This is a genomic window from Rheinheimera nanhaiensis E407-8, assembly GCF_000296695.1.
In the GTDB taxonomy this organism is placed as follows: domain Bacteria; phylum Pseudomonadota; class Gammaproteobacteria; order Enterobacterales; family Alteromonadaceae; genus Alishewanella; species Alishewanella nanhaiensis.
In genome coordinates, this window is sequence record NZ_BAFK01000005.1 from 210763 (window position 1) to 229377 (window position 18615).

18 protein-coding genes are annotated in these 18615 nt (G+C 52.7%); 1 reads left to right on the forward strand and 17 read right to left on the reverse strand.

Annotated elements, in window-relative coordinates; all coding sequences use genetic code 11:
• Window positions 1-91 precede the first annotated feature (91 nt).
• The 16 genes from RNAN_RS06135 to RNAN_RS06210 all read right to left on the reverse strand — a co-directional run bounded on the left by RNAN_RS06135 (window position 92) and on the right by RNAN_RS06210 (window position 15866).
• Window positions 92-3445: a LamG domain-containing protein gene (locus RNAN_RS06135; protein ID WP_008219882.1), complete on the reverse strand. Its 3354-nt coding sequence runs from the start codon at window positions 3443-3445 to the stop codon at window positions 92-94.
• Entirely contained in the window at window positions 3445-3855 is a 411-nt protein-coding gene (locus RNAN_RS06140) for a hypothetical protein (RefSeq protein WP_008219884.1), read from the reverse strand. The genes RNAN_RS06135 and RNAN_RS06140 overlap by 1 nt, the downstream gene beginning before the upstream one ends.
• Entirely contained in the window at window positions 3845-4606 is a 762-nt protein-coding gene (locus RNAN_RS06145; RefSeq protein ID WP_008219887.1) for a PilW family protein, read from the reverse strand. Before RNAN_RS06145 ends, RNAN_RS06140 begins: the two co-directional genes overlap by 11 nt.
• Window positions 4606-5154, reverse strand: coding sequence for a type IV pilus modification PilV family protein (locus tag RNAN_RS06150; RefSeq protein ID WP_008219888.1), 549 nt, complete (start codon window positions 5152-5154; stop codon window positions 4606-4608). The genes RNAN_RS06145 and RNAN_RS06150 overlap by 1 nt, the downstream gene beginning before the upstream one ends.
• The gene (locus RNAN_RS06155; RefSeq protein ID WP_008219890.1) at window positions 5148-5594 is read right to left on the reverse strand and encodes a prepilin-type N-terminal cleavage/methylation domain-containing protein; all 447 of its coding nucleotides are present in this window, start codon (window positions 5592-5594) and stop codon (window positions 5148-5150) included. Before RNAN_RS06155 ends, RNAN_RS06150 begins: the two co-directional genes overlap by 7 nt.
• 59 nt (window positions 5595-5653) lie before the next feature.
• Window positions 5654-6166, reverse strand: coding sequence for a prepilin-type N-terminal cleavage/methylation domain-containing protein (locus tag RNAN_RS19500; protein WP_008219892.1), 513 nt, complete (start codon window positions 6164-6166; stop codon window positions 5654-5656).
• Window positions 6167-6186: 20 nt separating this feature from the next.
• Complete coding sequence (locus RNAN_RS19505; protein WP_008219893.1) at window positions 6187-6717, reverse strand: prepilin-type N-terminal cleavage/methylation domain-containing protein; 531 nt, start codon at window positions 6715-6717, stop codon at window positions 6187-6189.
• Between the two features lie 79 nt (window positions 6718-6796).
• Window positions 6797-8026: a type II secretion system F family protein gene (locus tag RNAN_RS06170; RefSeq protein WP_008219895.1), complete on the reverse strand. Its 1230-nt coding sequence runs from the start codon at window positions 8024-8026 to the stop codon at window positions 6797-6799.
• Between the two features lie 2 nt (window positions 8027-8028).
• Window positions 8029-9774, reverse strand: a complete 1746-nt coding sequence (locus RNAN_RS06175; protein WP_040551805.1) for a GspE/PulE family protein — start codon at window positions 9772-9774, stop codon at window positions 8029-8031.
• 4 nt (window positions 9775-9778) lie between these two features.
• Window positions 9779-10858, reverse strand: a complete 1080-nt coding sequence (locus tag RNAN_RS06180) for a tetratricopeptide repeat protein (RefSeq protein ID WP_008219899.1) — start codon at window positions 10856-10858, stop codon at window positions 9779-9781.
• Window positions 10855-11760, reverse strand: coding sequence for an ExeA family protein (locus tag RNAN_RS06185; protein ID WP_008219900.1), 906 nt, complete (start codon window positions 11758-11760; stop codon window positions 10855-10857). The genes RNAN_RS06180 and RNAN_RS06185 overlap by 4 nt, the downstream gene beginning before the upstream one ends.
• Before the next feature lie 2 nt (window positions 11761-11762).
• Window positions 11763-13424 (reverse strand): pilus (MSHA type) biogenesis protein MshL, encoded by a 1662-nt coding sequence (gene mshL, locus RNAN_RS06190; RefSeq protein ID WP_008219902.1) that lies wholly within the window; start codon window positions 13422-13424, stop codon window positions 11763-11765.
• On the reverse strand, window positions 13414-13737 hold the full coding sequence (locus RNAN_RS06195) for a hypothetical protein (protein ID WP_008219904.1): 324 nt from the start codon (window positions 13735-13737) through the stop codon (window positions 13414-13416). The genes mshL and RNAN_RS06195 overlap by 11 nt, the downstream gene beginning before the upstream one ends.
• Window positions 13715-14365 carry a type II secretion system protein GspM gene (locus tag RNAN_RS06200; protein WP_008219906.1) on the reverse strand — a complete coding sequence of 217 codons (651 nt, stop codon included), beginning with the start codon at window positions 14363-14365 and terminating at the stop codon, window positions 13715-13717. Before RNAN_RS06200 ends, RNAN_RS06195 begins: the two co-directional genes overlap by 23 nt.
• Window positions 14362-14958: a PilN domain-containing protein gene (locus RNAN_RS06205; RefSeq protein ID WP_008219908.1), complete on the reverse strand. Its 597-nt coding sequence runs from the start codon at window positions 14956-14958 to the stop codon at window positions 14362-14364. The genes RNAN_RS06200 and RNAN_RS06205 overlap by 4 nt, the downstream gene beginning before the upstream one ends.
• Entirely contained in the window at window positions 14955-15866 is a 912-nt protein-coding gene (locus RNAN_RS06210; RefSeq protein ID WP_008219910.1) for a hypothetical protein, read from the reverse strand. Before RNAN_RS06210 ends, RNAN_RS06205 begins: the two co-directional genes overlap by 4 nt.
• Window positions 15867-15934: 68 nt before the next feature.
• On the opposite strand from RNAN_RS06210, the gene RNAN_RS06215 reads away from it, so the two are divergent.
• Window positions 15935-16888, forward strand: coding sequence for a 1-aminocyclopropane-1-carboxylate deaminase/D-cysteine desulfhydrase (locus RNAN_RS06215; RefSeq protein WP_008219913.1), 954 nt, complete (start codon window positions 15935-15937; stop codon window positions 16886-16888).
• Here RNAN_RS06215 and RNAN_RS06220 read toward each other — a convergent pair.
• Window positions 16842-18461, reverse strand: a complete 1620-nt coding sequence (locus tag RNAN_RS06220; protein ID WP_148275664.1) for an EAL domain-containing protein — start codon at window positions 18459-18461, stop codon at window positions 16842-16844. The genes RNAN_RS06215 and RNAN_RS06220 overlap by 47 nt on opposite strands.
• Between the last annotated feature and the right edge of the window lie 154 nt (window positions 18462-18615).

Here is an 18615-nt window from a genome sequence, read left to right on the forward strand (position 1 = left end):
ATCTTACATTTTTATGCAATTAAACCAAGCCCCGGCCAAATTTATCTGCGTCGGGTCAGGCGCGCGCAGCATACAGCAGCCAGCTGAATGCTCACTGAAACAGTTCACGCCAGGAAATTTGCCGCGGATTACCGCGAAAACGGCCAAACATCAGCTCAGCTTGCGGGTTTTCATCAAACCCAGCGGCCGTACCCGACCAGTTATATTGCAGCCAGGGCGATGCCTGATATTCAATACGCCAAACTCCCGGTACCAGGCTGGGCTGCGCCCACAATGCTCCGGCCGGCAGTACGCCTTGCTGTAATGGCGCCCCGGCGCCAGCGAAGCTTAGCGCCGGGCTGGTAAGGCTACTCAACTGCCCCGCAGTGAGCACGCTGCAACTGTCTTGCTGATTAACGATAAAACGGCTGCCGTCCCAGTATTCGCTGCGCAGCACCAACGGCAGTGGCTCCTCTTCCGGCCCGGCACCGTTTTGCAGCAGCAAGCGGCCAAAACGCATATTAACTTCGCCATTAAGCGCAACAGCATCAGCACCAAGCGTAAATAGTGGGAAATTTCGATTATCCCGCTCTGATCCGGTCAATACCTGCAAACCGAACTGCAAGTTTGTATAAGGCCCATCAGGCGTGGCGGTACGGTTAAAGGCGGCGTTAGTCTGTGTGACGCTATACACGCCTTGCAGCCACTGCCCCGTGTTTACCTCAAGACGGCCGGCGTCTAACCGCTGTGTATTATTCTGCGCTACCAACAAGAATTGGGCGGTGTCAGCATAGGCTCCGGTGTGGTAATTTTCCAGCGTATTACCCGCCAGCCCTTGGGCTGACACCTGATAACTTAAACTGAGTTTGTCTTCCGACATATAACTGAAATGTTGGCTAGTATCTGCAGATGCGCGACAACCATTCTGCACATCAGATGCGGTAAGCTCGAAGTGCTGTGGATAAAACCGGCCGATGACATCACTCAGTGGTTTGCTTGAAACATCAGCCACCCCCAGATAAGTATCGTTGTTTAGCTTAGCCTGTAGCCTGATACTACCTGCCTCATGCCAACTTACATCTGTAACAGTTTGCTGCCCATTCAGCGCAGGCTGGCTAATATCAGTTACCCCAGGATTAAATAAGCCATCGCGGCCCGCCGCTGGGTATTCCAACGCGCCATATACCGGTTGCACTAACTGACGCACAGCTTCGCGGCCAAAACTTGGCGTCGGCATACCTTGCGCATTGCGCGCTTCAATAACAATATTAAAGGGCTCACCAGCTGCGACAAAGCCTACGCCCGTATTGGTTGTGCCGGGGTTGGCAGAGCCGTCTTGCCGCTTGGCTTGCACCACAGCTAAAGTGTGCGGACGCACAACAAAAGTATTGCTGCTGCCACTGAGCAAAGCGCCTGTAGCCATTGTTTTTTGTGCATCAATTCTAAGACTGCCGACATCGTTGTAATTAGCGAGAGCTAGCTCTGCCGCACCACCGCTAAAGTTCAGGCTATAGCTGGCAAAGGTATTTTTTGACAGCTGGCGAGACTGATTGGCTGCATCCCTAAACTGAAACTGCATTTGAGCATCAGCGCTACAACTGGCAGGGTCGACGCACCTAAGCCTTAGCTCAACCGTTTGCGTACCAGTCAGCACCGACTGACACGCGCCAGTATTATTATCTTTTCGCACTGCTTGCAGCCTGACGCCGGTGTTAAAATTCACACCGCTAATCTGAGACTCTATAGGGTCAAATAACCAGCCCGTATCTACAAATGCCAGGTTACAACTGACATTACCGGTATCAACTCGGCATTGCGTTGGGAAAAGTGCTGCAGGGCTTATCGTTCCGCCAAGCATCAATGACGCCGGTACCGGTTGGCTAACTGCAAAGGTCGTGCTGCCACCACTAAAACTAGTGGAGCCGATGTTGGTACCATTTGCATTGATGGTTGCCGTTACAAAACCAGGATAAAGCACACTACAGTCATTGTTTGAGCAGGCTTTTAGTGTGATATTCTCTGCGGCACAGGTTAACCCCTGGCCATCATGTTCGATGCGTAAGTGGTTAATAAACACACAATCATGACTGGCAGCCATATCATTTAAAACATCAGCGTTACTGATTTCGAAATTGTAAACACGCACTTCGTCAATACGACCATCTGAAGAGTTCAGCGTACCAAGCCCGCTTTGCACAAAGTTACTCGCATTATCACCAAGGACAAGGGTGCCCAGACTCGCTGGCAAGCTGCCATTTGTCGTACCCTGTTGACTGGACTGCAAATTGCCGTCGACATAGACGCGTAAAATCGTTTGATTATTACCTGGTGCCAGACGCCAGGTCACGGCGATATGTCGCCATATGCCACTGTTAGTATTGTTAGGTGAGGTTTCGGCGGCGATAGTAGTACCATTGCTGTCAGTTACAGCAAACCGCAAACGGCCATTACTTCGTTTGGTCAGGTAAAACCAACGATTATTCTGGCTGGTGGCATCAAATAGCTGGTTATCACTGTTATTCCAACGCACATTGCTGTTATACCAGAAGCTAATACTGCCACTGCTGCCAATCGCGGCGTCGACATCAATATTAGTATTGATACCACTACTTACCACCGTCGTGTTCAGTGGTATATTTGCCGCCCGACAAACCCAGCCATCGGCGGTGGATTGGGTATTACCCATAGCATTGCCGTTGTAACCATTTCCGGACCAGTCAATCACTTCGTTAGGCTGATAACTCCACTGCCCTTCTTCAAACCAGTATTCGGCCAGCCGCTGCGGCTCACCACTGGGTTTAAACCAACGAATTGCAGTACCCGCATAACTAAAAGAGCTGTCAAAAGAGTACAAGGTATAATCGGTGTTATCGACTTCCACACCAATGGTGGCACTGACACCACTGGCATTACCGGCACCGTATTGGTATACGAATTCACCGTTTTCATACAACACTATCTGAAATGTGTACTGCCCGCCAAAGTTGTAATGCGGTACGTTCTCCCATGACACAACGAAGCGCCGGTTCGTACCACTGCCTTTAGTTTGGTACCGGACAGTGCCACCTAATCTGGGGTTAATATCGTCCCAGTATATTGCCAATAACCGATCAGCCTGACTGCCTGCAATACAACCACTGCAAGAGGGCGGCGCAACGGTGACCGGTAGATTGGTATTAGTAAATTGCCTGTGAAACTGCGTGTCGGCACCAAATTGCAATACGCCGTTAGCATGGATCCGTACCTGAGTGTAATTCACCCCGGCGAAGTTAAAAGTAAAGCCAAGATTTACTACTTGCTTATCATCATCGCGCGGATATGCCGTTTGCGTTTGATCCCATACCACATTGATATCAGTAGTTTCCCAGTTGTAAGCTGTCGTTCTGAAAGCATAGGTAGCCGCCTCAGCGACAGATAGCTGCAGAACAATTATTAGCAGTGTCACGACATACATAAAACTGCGCATCAGCGTACCTCTATCTGCACAGTGCGGCGGGTTTCAAAGTCAGCGGCGACACAGCGCGCACTGCTGCTAAGCCGATACAAAGGCGCGGCGCCCGGCGTGGGATCAGTATAGCGGCTGCAGCTGATAGTCGCGCTGCAACCGGCAAGCCCGTCGCCGCTAAAGTTATACTCCGGTGTTAACGCCGCGCAGCTGGTGGTGGCGCCATTTAGCGGAAATAACTGCGGCAGGCTAAGCTCCAGCGCACTTTGCGCAGCAAACAGCGTACGGGTGCCCTGCACTTCATACACGACACTCTGGCTGCCACTGGTTAACAGCCGTGCCAGGCTGAGCGCCAGCGCCAGCACCACCACAATAATAAACACCGCAATAACCAGCGCACTGCCGCGCTGCTTGTTCAGTTCAGGGTACATTAGCCAGATGCACCTCATAGTTAAAAAACATATCCGGGTTGTTGGCACTGCCAAATTGCAACAGCACATTCACCACGGCATTGCGGTTAAGCACGGCATCGGATACGCGAAACACATTGGCGCTGCGCAAACCCTCGGCCATTAACACGCCGTTGCGCTGCAGGCTAAAGCGGCCAGGCCCCGTGTTTACCAAACAATAACGTACCACATCGCCACTGATATAAAAGCGCTGCTCCGGCGACTGCCGGCGAAACCTGAAACTGGCAAAATTCAGCCTAAAACGGGCCTGACTGGCATCTTCAGTACTAATGCTGTTTATCAGCACACTGCTGCCGGGGTTGGCTGAGCCATAGACATCATTGTTACTGGTTGGGTACACCACTAAGCGTGGCCGGTTTGCGCCACTATAGCTGGCCGGGCTAACGGCAAGCAGATCCGGGCTTATCACAGTGATGCTGGTTTGCGCCTGTTCAAACGGTAAGCTGAGATACACACCGCTGTATAGCACCGGCAAAAACTCCAGGCAATTACTGGTGGCCGAAAACGCCACACTGTTGGGCAGGGCGTTGCGAAGCTCCCGCACCAAACGCTCGGCAACAAAGCGGCTTTGGCCTAATACCTGCTCCCGCTCTGCGGCCTCTGAGTACATGCGGGCACCTATGCCCAGGTAGCTGCTCACCCCCAGCGCCAGCACCGACAACACCACCAGGGTGATCACCAGCTCGACCAGCGTAAAACCCAGCCGGCGCATTACCAGTTACCCTTTAATGCAGCAAACTCGATCACGTCACCCGTTGGTGTGGTGACGCGCAATTGGATACGCTTACTCAGCGCATCCTGATAGCTGACCTCAATTTGTACCCGGTAAGCGCGGTACACATCCTGCAGCCGTGCGTCAGTACCAAAAATATTGCTGATATCATTACCGCTCACATCCAGGCCATGAAAATCGTCAACATCATCAAACTGAGGCCGGCTTTCCAGCGGCCCACCGGGGCAACTGGCACTGCCATCGGCGCAGTCCGGGCCAAAGGCTGCCGCGCTGCTGCAGGCTGGTGCGCCAGTTTCATTGCAGCGCAGCACACTGCCGCTGCGGTTACTGTTTTCATCAAAGGCTTTGCCGAGTATTTCATTCATTAAGCTGTGGCCAAGCTCAGCGGCCCTTACCTGATGCCAGGGATCGGCCGATTTAATGTATAAAGGCCCGAGCACTGAGGTAATCAGCGTCAGGCTAATGGCCAGTACCACTATGCCGGCAATCAGCTCTATTAAGGTTACGCCGCGCTGCCAACTTAACATGGGTGAATATAGCCTTCGCTTTCAATGCAGACGCGCAGCAAGCTAGCACCTTGTACATTCAGTGTACAACTGCCGGCGCTGCAGCTGGGCCGGCCCATGCTATCAAAGCCGATGGTACCAGCGGGGGCCAGGCTTACGGCCTCATTGGCGGTAATACACAGTGCGCGGCCGGCATCGACATCCGCACAGCTGGCGCCGTCTAACAGTGCGCTATTAGCAGTAATATTGACCGCCGGCGTGCTGCAGTCGGTGCACTGCATCGCCTGAATTTGCGCCCGGCGCAGCAGGTTAAGTAGTTGGTCTTGGTAAAGGTATTCAGAGGTACCGGCAGTGGTAAAAAAACGGGGCGCGAGGGAAACTGCCAAAACAGCGATTACCACAATGATGACAATCAGCTCAATCAGTGTAAAACCGCGTACCACAACCGCACTTTTTATCATTGTGCTCACGCCCGGGATTAAACTATAACGCTGCCGTATGGCAGCGTTATGGGTTTCGCTTAGGTATTACAGCCACTAGTCGTTATTGCAATTACCGGCGGAGTATCTGCATTGGTAGCATTGGTGTATTGAATATGGCAGTTTTTCCCGGTAATACCGGCAACATCGGCAGTTGTTTGGCCAATCACCGAGCTTTGCGCCAAATAAATGCTGGTACCATCGATTAAATACACCCAATCAGTCGTTGCAGCAGTATTGGCAACTATGGCAGAGGCATTTAACGATGACGCATTAACAATACCAGTCAGCGTTGCATTGGGGTAGCCGTAAACTACTGTAATGCTCCCCGCAGTTAAAGTCTCCGGGCCAGCCCCTAACTTACCTTCAATGGCCGCCTTGGCATAAACGGTTTGGGTGGCTCCCTGAATAGCACCTTTTAAGCCGTTAATCACACTTACACGCGCATCACCAGCAAAATTAAAGAATCGGGGTGCTGCCGTTACCGCCAAAATACCCAAAATAACAATAACGATAATTAACTCGATTAAAGTAAAACCTTGATTACGCTTCATTACTACACCTATTTTATATTTTAAGGATTACGGAAAGTCTGAACCTGGCCAGTGGCTGGGTTATATTGCACTAAATTACCCTGGGTTGTCGTATTATCAATACCGCCATCCGCAACACCGGTAATAGACTGAGTTTGATAATAGCGACAAACCTCTTCATCATCATCAGCTCGCACAAACAAACTGACATTAGATCTTGCAGCAACGGTGTCGGTTGTTGTTGTACTGGGTGCAGATTGTAATATTTGTGTCAGCAGTGTCGCACAGGCGGCACTATTCAGAGTTGCAGCACCAATAGGATAACCATTGGCGTTTACCAACACATCAACACCATCATAATCGACCTCGTTTGCTGGCCGGCCATTAATTTCCCATTGCGCGCGCACTAAGCCTACCGCGCCCGCTAAACCACCGGCAAAGCCCTGAATAGACGCTTCTTCGGCCTGTTCAGTGACATTTAAAAAGCGTGGTAGTGCTGTTGCTGCCAGTAAACCTAAAATGATCACCACTATAATTAATTCAATTAAGGTAAAACCTGTTTGCCGTTTCATACTTGTGTCTCCCAACTTGTTATTATCATTAGTATATCCGCTATCTTGCTAATTACACCTTTCAACTTATTTAATTGGTTTAGCCAGAGCCACCTTTGTAGGCATTTAGCATATCCCACATTGGCGTAAAAATACCCAGCGCCAGTATTAACACCATTACTGCCACTATCGCAATTAATATAGGTTCTATCTTAGCGGTCAGGCTTTTTAAATCAAAGGCTACTTCACGCTCATAAAAACCCGCCACTTCCGAGAGCATATCGTCCATGGCACCGGTTTCTTCACCCACGGCCAGCATTTGCAGCACCAGCGGGGTAAACATCTGGCTTTGCTGGCTGACTTTAAGCAGGCTTTCACCACGCTCGATATTGCGCCGCATATCGCGTATTTTCTCGCCCAGGTATTCGTTGTCTACCGCATCGGCCACTAAGGTTAACGCGCTGGTCATCGGCACGCCGGCTTTTAACATCATGCCAAAACTGCGGGCAAAACGGCCCAGCGTAGCGCGGTAGATAACCGAGCCAATAATCGGAAAGCGGATTTTCCAGCGGCCCCACACCGGCCGGCCGGCCTCGGTATTAATGTAATGCCGCAGGCCAAACACGCTGGCAATTAACAGTATGATCATCGCCGGCCAATAGGCGATAAAAAAGGCTGAGCTGGCCAGTAGCGCCTGGGTAGACCAGGGCAACTCGGCATTAAAGCGGGCGAACATATTGGCAAACTGCGGTATTACCGCCAGGTTTAAGATAAACATGGCGACCACTAAGGTAGCCAGCACAAAAATGGGGTAACGGGTGGCCTGTTTAATTTGCTTGCGGGTTTCCAGCTCCTGCTCGAAGTAGTAGGTTAATTGCAAAAAGGCTTCATCTAACCGGCCGGTGTTTTCACCCACGTGCACTATGCTCACCATCAGCCGGCTAAATACGCCGGGGTGCGCGGCCATGGCCTGCGATAAATTACGGCCATTTTGTAATTGCTCTACCAGCTCGGTCAGGATCTGCTGTAGCCGCTTTGAGCTGGTGCTAAGGGCCAGGCCCTCGATAGCGCGGATAATCGGAATACCGGCCTTCATCAGCGAATACATCTGGCGTGACAGCATAATCAGGTCAGTTAGCGATACGTTACGCTGCCAAAGCTCCGGCATGCTCAGGTTTACCGTCGTTTTGGCTGGCTGCAGTGCAATCGTCAGCGGAATCATATTACGCCGGCGCAACAGATCGGCAGCGGCACTTTCACTATTGGCCTCAATGTCGCCGGCGATGGCTTTACCACTGGCATCGCGGGCGGTGTACTGAAACTGCGCCATAGTTATGCGCCCTCATCCTCAGTCACCGCAAACGGCGAGCTGGGGTCGGTATCGAGATACTCGGACACCCTGATCACTTCATCCAGGCTGGTGACGCCCTGCTGGGCATACTGTAGCGCCATAGTGCCCAGGCTGGTAAAACCCTCGCTGCGATGCGCCAATTGGGCAAAGCCCGCAGTGTCATCACGCCTAAGGGCATCGGCCAGCGGCTTGGTGATAATCAGCAGCTCAAATACCCCTAAACGGCCTTTATAACCGCTGTGATTACAGGACTGACAGCCCGGCGCATGCCAGTACTGCGCGTCCAGCCTGGCTTTATGGTGGCGCAACCAGCTGCTTTCCAATTCATCCGGCTGATAGGGTTGTTTGCAGTAATCACACAGCCGCCGAACCAGCCGCTGCGCAATAATGGCGCGCAGCGCCGACGCCACCAGATAAGGTGCGGCGCCCATATCAATTAGCCGCAGTGTACTGGTAACCGCATCATTGGTATGCAGTGTTGATAACACCAGATGGCCGGTTAAGGCACCACGCAGGCCCATTTCGGCAGTTTCCTGGTCGCGCATCTCACCCACCATAATAATGTCAGGGTCTTGCCGTAAGGTGGTGCGCAGTACGTTGGCAAAGGTCAGGCCAATTTTATGGTTTACCTGTACCTGGTTTACCCGCGGTAGCCGGTACTCTACCGGATCTTCAACGGTAATAATTTTACTGCCGGCCTGGTTTAGCTCACTAAGCAAGCCGTAAAGGGTGGTGGTTTTACCCGAGCCCGTCGGGCCGGTAACCAAAATCATGCCATGCGGGCTTTTAATAATACGCCGAAGTTTGGCCAGCAGCGGCGCTGGCATACCGGTTTCCTCCAGCTGCAGTAAACCGGCTGACTGGTCGAGTAAGCGCATCACCACCGACTCACCATGCTGCACCGGCATGGTCGAGAGCCGCACATCGATGCGGTGTGCTTTCACGTTGATCTGAAAGCGGCCGTCCTGCGGCAGGCGTTTTTCTGAGATATCCAGATTAGCCATCAGCTTTAAACGCAGCACTAAAGCCGGGGCAATACTGACCTGATTAAGAATATTTTCCTGCAATACGCCGTCTACCCGCTGGCGGATGCGCAGCACTTTTTCATCCGGTTCAATATGAATGTCAGAGGCTTTTACCTGTACCGCGTCTTCAAAAATCGACTGCAGCAACTTAACGATGGTGTTATCAGCGTCGGTTTGCTCGTCAGTGGCGCTGAACTCCAGCTCGTTGTCGCCACCATGCTCTTCTTTTAATTGGCTGGCGAAGCTCTCAATATCTTTAGTACGCCGGTATAGGGTATCAAAGGCCTCAATCAGCTGGCTTTCCCGCACGACGGCCAGCTCAATCTGCCGCGGTGCCAAAAGCGCCGCCAGCTGATCCATCGCCGCCAGATCGGCCGGGTCGCTCATGGCCAGCAACACCTTGCTGCCATGATCTTCCAGCACCAGGGCGCGAAAACGCCGCGCTTGTACTTCCGGCAGTAACTGCACGGCTTTTGGCTCGATAGGTTTTTGCGCAATATCCAAAAACGGTACATTAAGCTGCTGGGCTAAAAACTGCAGCAACTGTTGCTCTGACAAAAACTTCAGCTCAGTCAGCGTGGCGCCCAGCTTACGGCCAGTCTGTTGCTGCTGCGCCAGCGCTTGTTGTAATTGCTGCTCGGTAATGATGTGCTCATGTACCAGCAGGTCGCCCAAACGCATTTTTAAACGGGGTCTTTGCATAGCCTTACTCAGTCGCTGTTAAGCGTTGTTGGATGTACTGGCGGCTGGCAGAGGACAAGCTGTCGCCCCACTGTAACGCCTGCTGATAATGTAGCCGCGCCTGCGCGGTGTTGCCAAGCGCATCATGGGCTATGGCAGCCCCCAGCCACCAACGGGCTTGCTGTGGCTGCGCTACGATAAGCTGACTAAACCAGTGCAGTGCCGCTGCAGGCTGCGCCAATTGCTGCAGCGCTGTTGCCTTCAGGCCATAATATTCGGTGTTGGCTGGCAATAAAAACTGTTCTGGTAACAGCCTATCTACCTGTTGCCATTGCCCCAGTGCTGCCGCCTGCTGCGCCAGCAACAGCTGCACGCTGGCATCTACCACACCATTTTGCTGCGCTTGCTGCAATACAGTAGTGGCCTGGCTGGCTTGCCCCATCAGGCTTAGCAGGCGGGCCTGCGCCAAATAGGCGGTCGCCTCGGTATGATTAAGCTGCTGCAACTGCTGCCAGTAAGCTAACGCCTGGGTTAACTTACCGCTTTGCTCGGCGGCGATAGCTTGCTGGGTTAACTGTTGCTGGCGCTGGGCTGTACTTAAGGGGGCACGCTCTACCGCCAGTGCCGGCTGCACAGGGCGCTTGGGCACTGCCGACTGCCCGGCAGGTATAACAGCTTGTTCGGTTTCGGTGCGTTCAGTCGGGGTTGCCGCTGCAATAACAGCAGTGTCTTCACTGCTCGCTGCAGCGGGCTCCGGCTTTTGCTCAGTAACCTGCTCCACTTTCTGTGGCATGGGCAAGGTAGTGGCCGCGATATCTGCTTGTTCGTTGGTATTTTCTGGCAATATGACTGCCGCTTGCTGTGGTGCGCTGTCAGCCACAGCTTCCGGGCTAGTGGTAGCAGTTAACAGTGATTCTGCCGGACGGGTTAAAATAGCATAGACAGCAAAACACAACAGCGCTGCACTTAACAGCAATAATAGGTTTAACCATAGCGGCCTGGCGCTGTCAGCATCAGCGTAAGCAATAGTGCCGCTGACTTTACCGGAAGTGGGTACCTGGCCGCGCTGCTCTAAATCACGCAACATTTTATTAAGCACACTCATGCGCGGCTCCACAGCGGCCAGGCCGCCAGTGCCGCGCTGGTAAGGCTGGCCGTACCGGCTACCAGTGCATACCACCAAAACGGCCGCGGTTTGGGTTGCACCGCTTCGGTGTCCAGCGCGGCCAGGCGCACATGCTGCCAGTTTGCCAGCGGCCGGCCTTCACCATAGGCCAGCAGCAAGGCTTTATGTGCCAGGATATTGACCAGCCGCGGAATGCCCCGGCTGTAGCGACACAACAAGCGCAGCGCCGCCTGGCTAAATAATGGCTGCGTTGCGCCAGCCTGCGCCAGCCGCTGGTTAACATAAGCGCCCACCTGTAACGGCCGCATTAGCGGTAAGGTTGCCGAGAAACTGATACGCTGACGTAACTGGCGAAAACGATAGCTGGCCAGCCTGGCGTCCAGCTCCGGCTGGGCAAATAACACCACCTGCAGCAGCTTACGCTGGCGGGTCTCCAGATTGGTGAGCAGCCTTAAGGCTTCCAACGTATCATCCGGCAGGGCCTGGGCTTCATCGATTAACACGATAGGCCTTTTCCCCTGGGCGGCCAGCAACAGCAGTTGTCGCTGCAACAGCTGCAGCAGCTGTGGTGGCTCAATATTGGCAGAAAACTTCAGCCCCAGTTCCAGTGCCAGTGCCCAGCGCAATTCAATTGGCGTCAACAGCGGGTCTGGGATATACGCCAGTTGCCAGTCACGCTGCTCTTGTTGCAACAGGGTGCGGCACAGCAGGGTTTTACCGCTGCCTACCTCACCGCAAATTTTGATAAAACCCTCACCACTGTTCAGTGCAGTATTGAGCAGCACCAGCATATCCTGATGCTGCTGCAACGGCACATAAAACGCCGTATCTGGCGTTAAGCCAAACGGCATCTGCTGTAGCTGAAAGTGCTGCTGATACATTGTTATTGTGGATACCAATCGCTAATGTAATCCTGCGACTGTCGGATCTGCTGCTGCCAGACACCGTCGCCAACCACAGTAGGTTTTAGCAGGATCACCAGCTCTTTTTTCTTTTCAACTTTGTTGATGCTGGTAAACAATTTACCCAACAGCGGGATCGCCCCCAGCACCGGTGTGCGCGACTCGCTGTCACTGGTCACCGTTTGCATTAAGCCGCCAATTACAACAATTTCACCGCTACGGGCCCGGATAATGGTATCAGACTCACGGATATTACTTTGTGCCAGCGGCAGGGTAATTCTGTCGGTGGCAGACAGCTCAATACGTTTTAACTGCTCCGCTGTCTCTGTAACCGATGGATGCACATGTAAAATAACATTACCGTCCGCATCAATTTGCGGTGTGACATCCAGCGCTATCCCAGAAAAGAACGGCTGCAACGTCACGTTTGGCGTGGTGGTAGAACCGGTACCTGCCAACGTAGTGCTACTGGCCACATTAGTAACAAAGTATTCATCCTGCCCCACTTTAATCACTGCTTTCTGATTATTCATCGCCGTAACACGGGGGTTGGACAGCACCTGCGTATTGCCCTGTGTTTCCAGCAAATTAATCAAGCCGGCAAAATCGGCATTTTCAAACTGGATACTGGTGATGCCGCCAAGATTATTACTAATCAGATTACCAAAGGTGCCGCCGGTAGTGCTCATATTCAAACCGGTTGAGCGGATACGGGAGATTAGGCTGCCCCATTCAACCCCTTGCTGATACTCGTCATTTAACGTCACTTCGATAATTCTGGCTTCTAATATTACCTGGCGCTGCAAGTGCTGCTCGGACTGACCTAAATAGGCTTTTACCGCAGCAATTTCATCCGGCATACCGCGCACCGTGACCAAACCGGCTTGTGGCGTTACCACCACCATGCGCTGCGGCCCGTCACCTAATACACTCGCCACGGCCTTTTCCAGCTCTTTCCAGAAATCGGTTTTACTCTCACTTTGAATAGTGCTGCCGTTAAACTGTTGCTGGCCATATTGCGATTGGCTTTGGTTGCTAAAATTGCCTTGACCAAAATTCCCCTGTGAGGAGCTGTTGTTGCGGTTATTCTGGCCATTCTGATTATTCTGGTTATCTTGTGACACCCCACCGGAATTCACCGCGATAGAAGAAAAACCCTGCCGCTGCAGCATCAGGTAGTTCACCGCTATGCTTTCGGTGCGTAGCCCAGCCGGATACACCTTATACACCAGCCCTTGCTGGCGGATATCAAAGCCGTATAACTGCTGCACTATCGCCATTGTTTCCGGCAGGGTGACCTGCTTAAGCTGCAGGCTGATGCTGCCGCTAATCTGTGGGTGCAGCACCACACTGTAGGGCGTATCGGCCACCAGTGAGGAGAAAAAATCATTCAGGCTGGCGTCGGTCGCTGCCACGTTAAAACGTGGCAGCGCCGGCTGCGGCAAGCTGTAAGCTGTGCTGAGTAAGTCTTCGGTCACAGCCGCGGGTACTGCAGGCGGCGCTTTGGCAAGCGGGGTTTGCGCTGCCTGCTGCAATACTTGCTTTGCCTCAGCCGGGACTTTGCCCGGTTGCAATGCCTGGCAGCCGGCCAGCAGTAAGCCGCCAATACTTAACCCAAGCGTAGTGATGAGATTAGTTTTCATAGTTTTTTATCACTGTGTTGTGTAACGACAATGTCTGCTGCTCGCCATTACGCTGCAGTACCACTTGTTTGTCTTTAATCGCCAGCAGTTGATATTGCTGGTAGTAATCTCCGCGGCGAAGTAACTGGCCATTAATTACAGCCACCGGCCCCGCAGTGGTGTGTTTAATCAGCTGCAACTTCAGCGGTACAGCCGCCTCCGCGCGGGCCGACGACAGGTTGCTGTTCCAGCCGGGCGCCGGGCGTGTCGGATCGGCCGGCACTGGCTGGCTAAACAGTAAAGCAGCCAGGCTACAGGCGAATAAAATCTTCATGTTCACTCACCGTTATCAGTTCCAGGGTCATATCAGCCGACGGGTAATCCGTGACGTGATAGCGCAAGCCGGCCCAGTTCACCAGCCAGGGTAATTGTTCAATATCGTTGAGCACCTTAAGCAAAGCCGCATAATTGCTGTTAATCACCAACGTCAGCTGATGCTGGTACAACAGTGGCGTGTCTGCCTCGGTTTGTCCTGCCAGTAATACGGCTTTGGGGGCAGCGGTTGTCAGCTGCTTTAACTGCACACCACTGCTGCTTTGCAACAGATTGTGCAGCAGCGCTACCATTTGTTCGGCAGCAATAAAATGGCTGGTACTTTGTGTTATCTGTGCCGTCAGCTCACGCTGCTGCTGCTCCAGCTGTGTAATGCGCTGGCGGTACTCCGCATCGGCATCGGTGCCCAGCTCAGAGCGCAAAGTAGTGGCCAGCTGCTGCGCCTCCTGATGCTGTTTCTCCACACTGGCCAACCGGTCGCGATAGCTGTTGCCGGCCTGCCACAACGGCTCCAATACATAAACAAATGTCAGCCATAGTGTTAGCAATAAGGTACTGGCCCAAATCATCAGCTGCTCACGCCGCTGCAGCGTATTAAAACGCTCGTCCAGTTGCTGCCATAACGTCATGGTGTAGCCCCTTGTTCAGCCACCAGCTCAAAGCTGACCGCGCTGTTGTCATCAAGCTGTTGCATTTGCACCTGGCGAAAGCGCTGGCCACGGAAATAGCTCAGCTCGCGCAGTTGCTCCAGCCACTGCGGCACACTGCGCGGCTGCAGTGTAATGCCGGTAAAGCTGCTGTGCTGCTGGGCCAGGCTAAAATGTGTCAGCCACAGCTCGGGTCTGTCTATCTGCTGCAAGTGTTGTAACACCGGGCTGTATAACTGACTGGCCTGTTGCTGTTGTTGTGACAGATAACTTAACAGTTGCTGCTTTTGCTGCACACTTTGCTCAAGAAGCTGCAGCTGCTTTTGTAAGGCGGCCGATGCCTGACGCTGCGTCAGGGCTTGCTGAAACAGGGCAACTTGCTGCAGCTGCTGATCCAGCTGCTGTTGCTGCTGATTTAGCAAAGTACTACGTTGCTGATTGTGTTGCTGCAATAACCAGGCGGCTAACAGTAACACGCCCGCCAGCACTGTCCAGCTAAGCAGCAAACGGCGCAGCGCCAGCGGCTGGCGTATCGGGCGGAGCCGGTGCTGATATAAATTTACCTGCTGCTTCATTGTTGGCTCTCCTGCGCAATACCAGTCAGAGCCGTCACCGCAGGCCAACAGTGCAGCAATTTTTCGCTACTGAGCGTATTAGCAATTGCAGGCAGCGGCAAAGGTTGCACCCGGCTGAAACCGCTTTGCCGGAACAGCTCGCACATGCTGTCTGCTTCAGACATCAGTAAGAAGATATCGCGCACTGGCGGCTGCTTCAGTTGGCTTTCAAAATAATCCATCGAGCGCTGTAGCTCCAGCTGCAGCCGGTCAAGGGTGCCATCAGCCAGTTCACCAGCACTGGCCAGATGCAGGCGGCTAAAACCGCGGGTACGGCGGGAGAAATACAACTCGCCATTACGGACAATTTGGATCAGCACTTCCTGCTCAGGTTGGTGGATCACCAGCATCGTCGCCTGAGTACCGGCGGTGACCAAGCGCCCGGCTAACCATTCTTCCGGCATAATGGCAGTAAGATTAATACCTGCTTCATGTATGGGTTTTAACAACTGCTGTAAGCCGGCGGCACTGGCTGCGACGGCATTAATCTTCGCGGCACTATTGCCGCTGCCGGGTAAATCGATATAGTCAGCGATGATATCCTCTGGCGCTATACTGACTAAGTCTTTTATCTGCCAGGGCAGCGCCTGCAGCATCTCCGCATCAGTCAGGGCCGGTTTATCCAACTGCACCACCTGATAAAACTCTGGCGCTAAAATAAGCTGTAATTGTGTCTGTTTACTTACCCCGGTTAACAACCGACTTAACTCATTGGCAAGCTGGCCTTGCTGATAACTATATTGCTGGCAATGGCTGATACGCCCTGTGCTGAGCTCTGCCAATGCCAGGGTACTGCTGCCAAGGTGCAACGCCAGCTGAGACGGTGGATCAGTGGATAGATGAAAGCGTTGTAGTATTTTTTTCAGCATATTGCTGCCATGTACATCCTGTGTAGCCTTATACTAACGACTAATTAAGCAGCTGTCATGCCTCTACCATGTTGTATTCATCAGAAATTCAGCTTCTGTCTGTTCAGCCACACTGGCAAGCTGTTACACACCCGGTGCTGGCGGCCAACGCCGTGCAGCTGTGGTTATGCGGGCTACAAAGCACTGTAGCAGGGGTGTCTGGCAACAAAATTCTCAAGTTAAACTATCCATTGCAAAGCGCCCTGCAGCAAGGCTATGCCGGCATTGTCACCTTTGGCGGCGCCTTTTCTAACCATTTGTGCGCCGTCGCGGCCAGCTGTCAGCAGTTAGGGCTGCGTAGCATAGCCTATGTCAGAACTGAGCAACTGGATTTAAACAACCCGACACTGGCGTTTTGTCACGCCCGCGGTATGCAACTTATTGCCACCGACCGTCAGCACTACCGGCTGCGGCATCAGCCAGACTATCTACTGCAGCTGCAGCAGCGCCATCCGGGTTTTCTGCTGGTGCCGGAAGGCGGCAGCAGTGCAGACGGCGCCCGTGGCGTGACACAGCTGGCATTAGAGCAGACGCCGGCAGGTAAAGCGGACTTACTAATAACTGCCACCGCCAGTGGCGGCACCCTGGCCGGTCTTATCAATCGCCGCCAGAGCGCGGTGCTGGGTATCGCCGTGGTAAAAGATGCTTCATTGTCCGCCAAGGTACAGCAGCTGTTAACCGCCCCGCAAACCCCGCCCTGGCAGCTTAATACCGACTTTTGTGGGGCTGGCTACGCCCGTTTCAGCCCGGCACTGTTACAATTTTGCCGTGAGCTGGCAAGCCAGGGCATTTACACCGAGCCGGTTTATACCGGTAAGGCGCTGGCCGGGGTAATAGAGCTGGTGCGGGCAGGCCGCATTGTAGCGGGCAGCAGGCTGAGTTTTTTTCATACCGGCGGTTTGCAAGGGTTGGATGGGCTGTTATACCGGAGGTTAATTACTGCAGCTGACCATGCGTTATTATCTGGTTCAGCGGCTGGCTAAAGTAAAAACCCTGACCACCGGCAATGCCCAGTTTTTGCAGTGTCAGCCACTCTTGCTCTAACTCAACACCAGTGGCAAGCACGCGCACGCCTTTATTGGCATAACCGGCAATTAAGCCGCGTACAAACAGCTGCTGCTCCAGATGCTGGTCGATGTTACGTACCACTGACGGGTGCAGCTTCACTGATTCCAGTGGCAACTCATCGACATAACCGGCGTTATCAAGCAATAAGCCAACCTGATCGACTATAAGGCTAAAGCCGGCTTTATGCAGCTTCAGCAGAACGGCCTTCGCCGCCTTGTAATGTTTAAGCACCTGATGTTCAGTCACTTCTAACGCCAGCTGCGCCGGATCGATCTGACCAGATAACAGCATCTGCTCCAGCCATTGCCACCACTGAGTATCTAATAGCGATGAGACACTGATATTGATACTGCACCGGCTGTAGTGCCGCGAGTCTACTGCGCATAACTTGGCTGCTTTTAATAGCACATGCTGATCAATTAAACCCACCAGGCCGCAGTTATGCGCCATCGGCAAAAACACAGCGGCGGGGACTTTAGCGCCGTCACTACTGTGTAAACGGATCAGCACCTCATGCTGCAAAATATCTTTATCCTGCCACGACATTACCGGCTGAAAACTCAATACAAAACGCTGTTCCTGCAAAGCTTTACTCAGCTCTGAGCGCCACCAGACAGAGCCTCTGGCGACCGCTTTGTCTTGCTGATTTACTACACCATAAGCTGAGTTTTGCCCCTGCAGTTGGGCTGTCTTCAGCGCCATATCGGCCTCAGACAATAATTGATAGGATGCCTGACCGCGCTGATAAGCGGCATAACCAATATGCAGTACATCCTGATCCTGACAGTCAGCAAAACAGCTGGCCCGGCTCAATAGCACCGCCATGCGGTCGCCGAGCTTAGCCATGTCATCCGCTGCTAAACCAGCGACCAGCAGCACTAAGTCATTATCTGATAGCCGCGCTAATACCGTATCTGTGTATGCCGCAGCTATACCATGTAAAATGTCGATACAACCACGTAAACGCTGTAGCTGGCGGATGCTGGCCGCCTCCGATGGTGATTGATGCACCTGCACCAGATACAAAGCACCATACGCAGACTCGGCCTGATCGTTAAGGTAATGCTGTAACTTACTTTCGAAAAATACCCGATTACCGACTTCAAGCTCATGATCGATTAAGCCTTGCACCCTTACCAGATGTCGCACTTCCTGATCACGTTTTAGTAAATGCGAGATCCGCTGAGAAATCTCAGTCAATTGCCGTACTTCGGTTTTTTCAGGCGCGGCATTAAGCTCAAGTTGTTTGTATATTGCGGTAATTAACTGTTGCTGCTTTGCAGCAGCCTGCTGCAAGTTACGCAGCTTGTGCGAATAAAATAACCATAACAGGCTACAAGGCCACAATACGAGGCTTGCAACCAGGGTAAAAGAAGAAAAAGCACTGGGCTTAAGCAAATAGAATGACGCGGATGTCAGTAACAACAGCGTTACGGCTATAACCAATAATGAAGGCGCACTAAATTGGCCGGAACTTCGAATCACCACAGTCAACTCCTTTTGTACTGTGTTCAGTGTTGATCTAAGACGGTTATTTGTCGAGTTTTTATGCAGCAGATAATAAAAAACCCCGCTCGATTGAGCGGGGTTCTGAATAGGAGCCTGGCGGTGAACTACTCTCGCATAGCGAATGCTACACTAC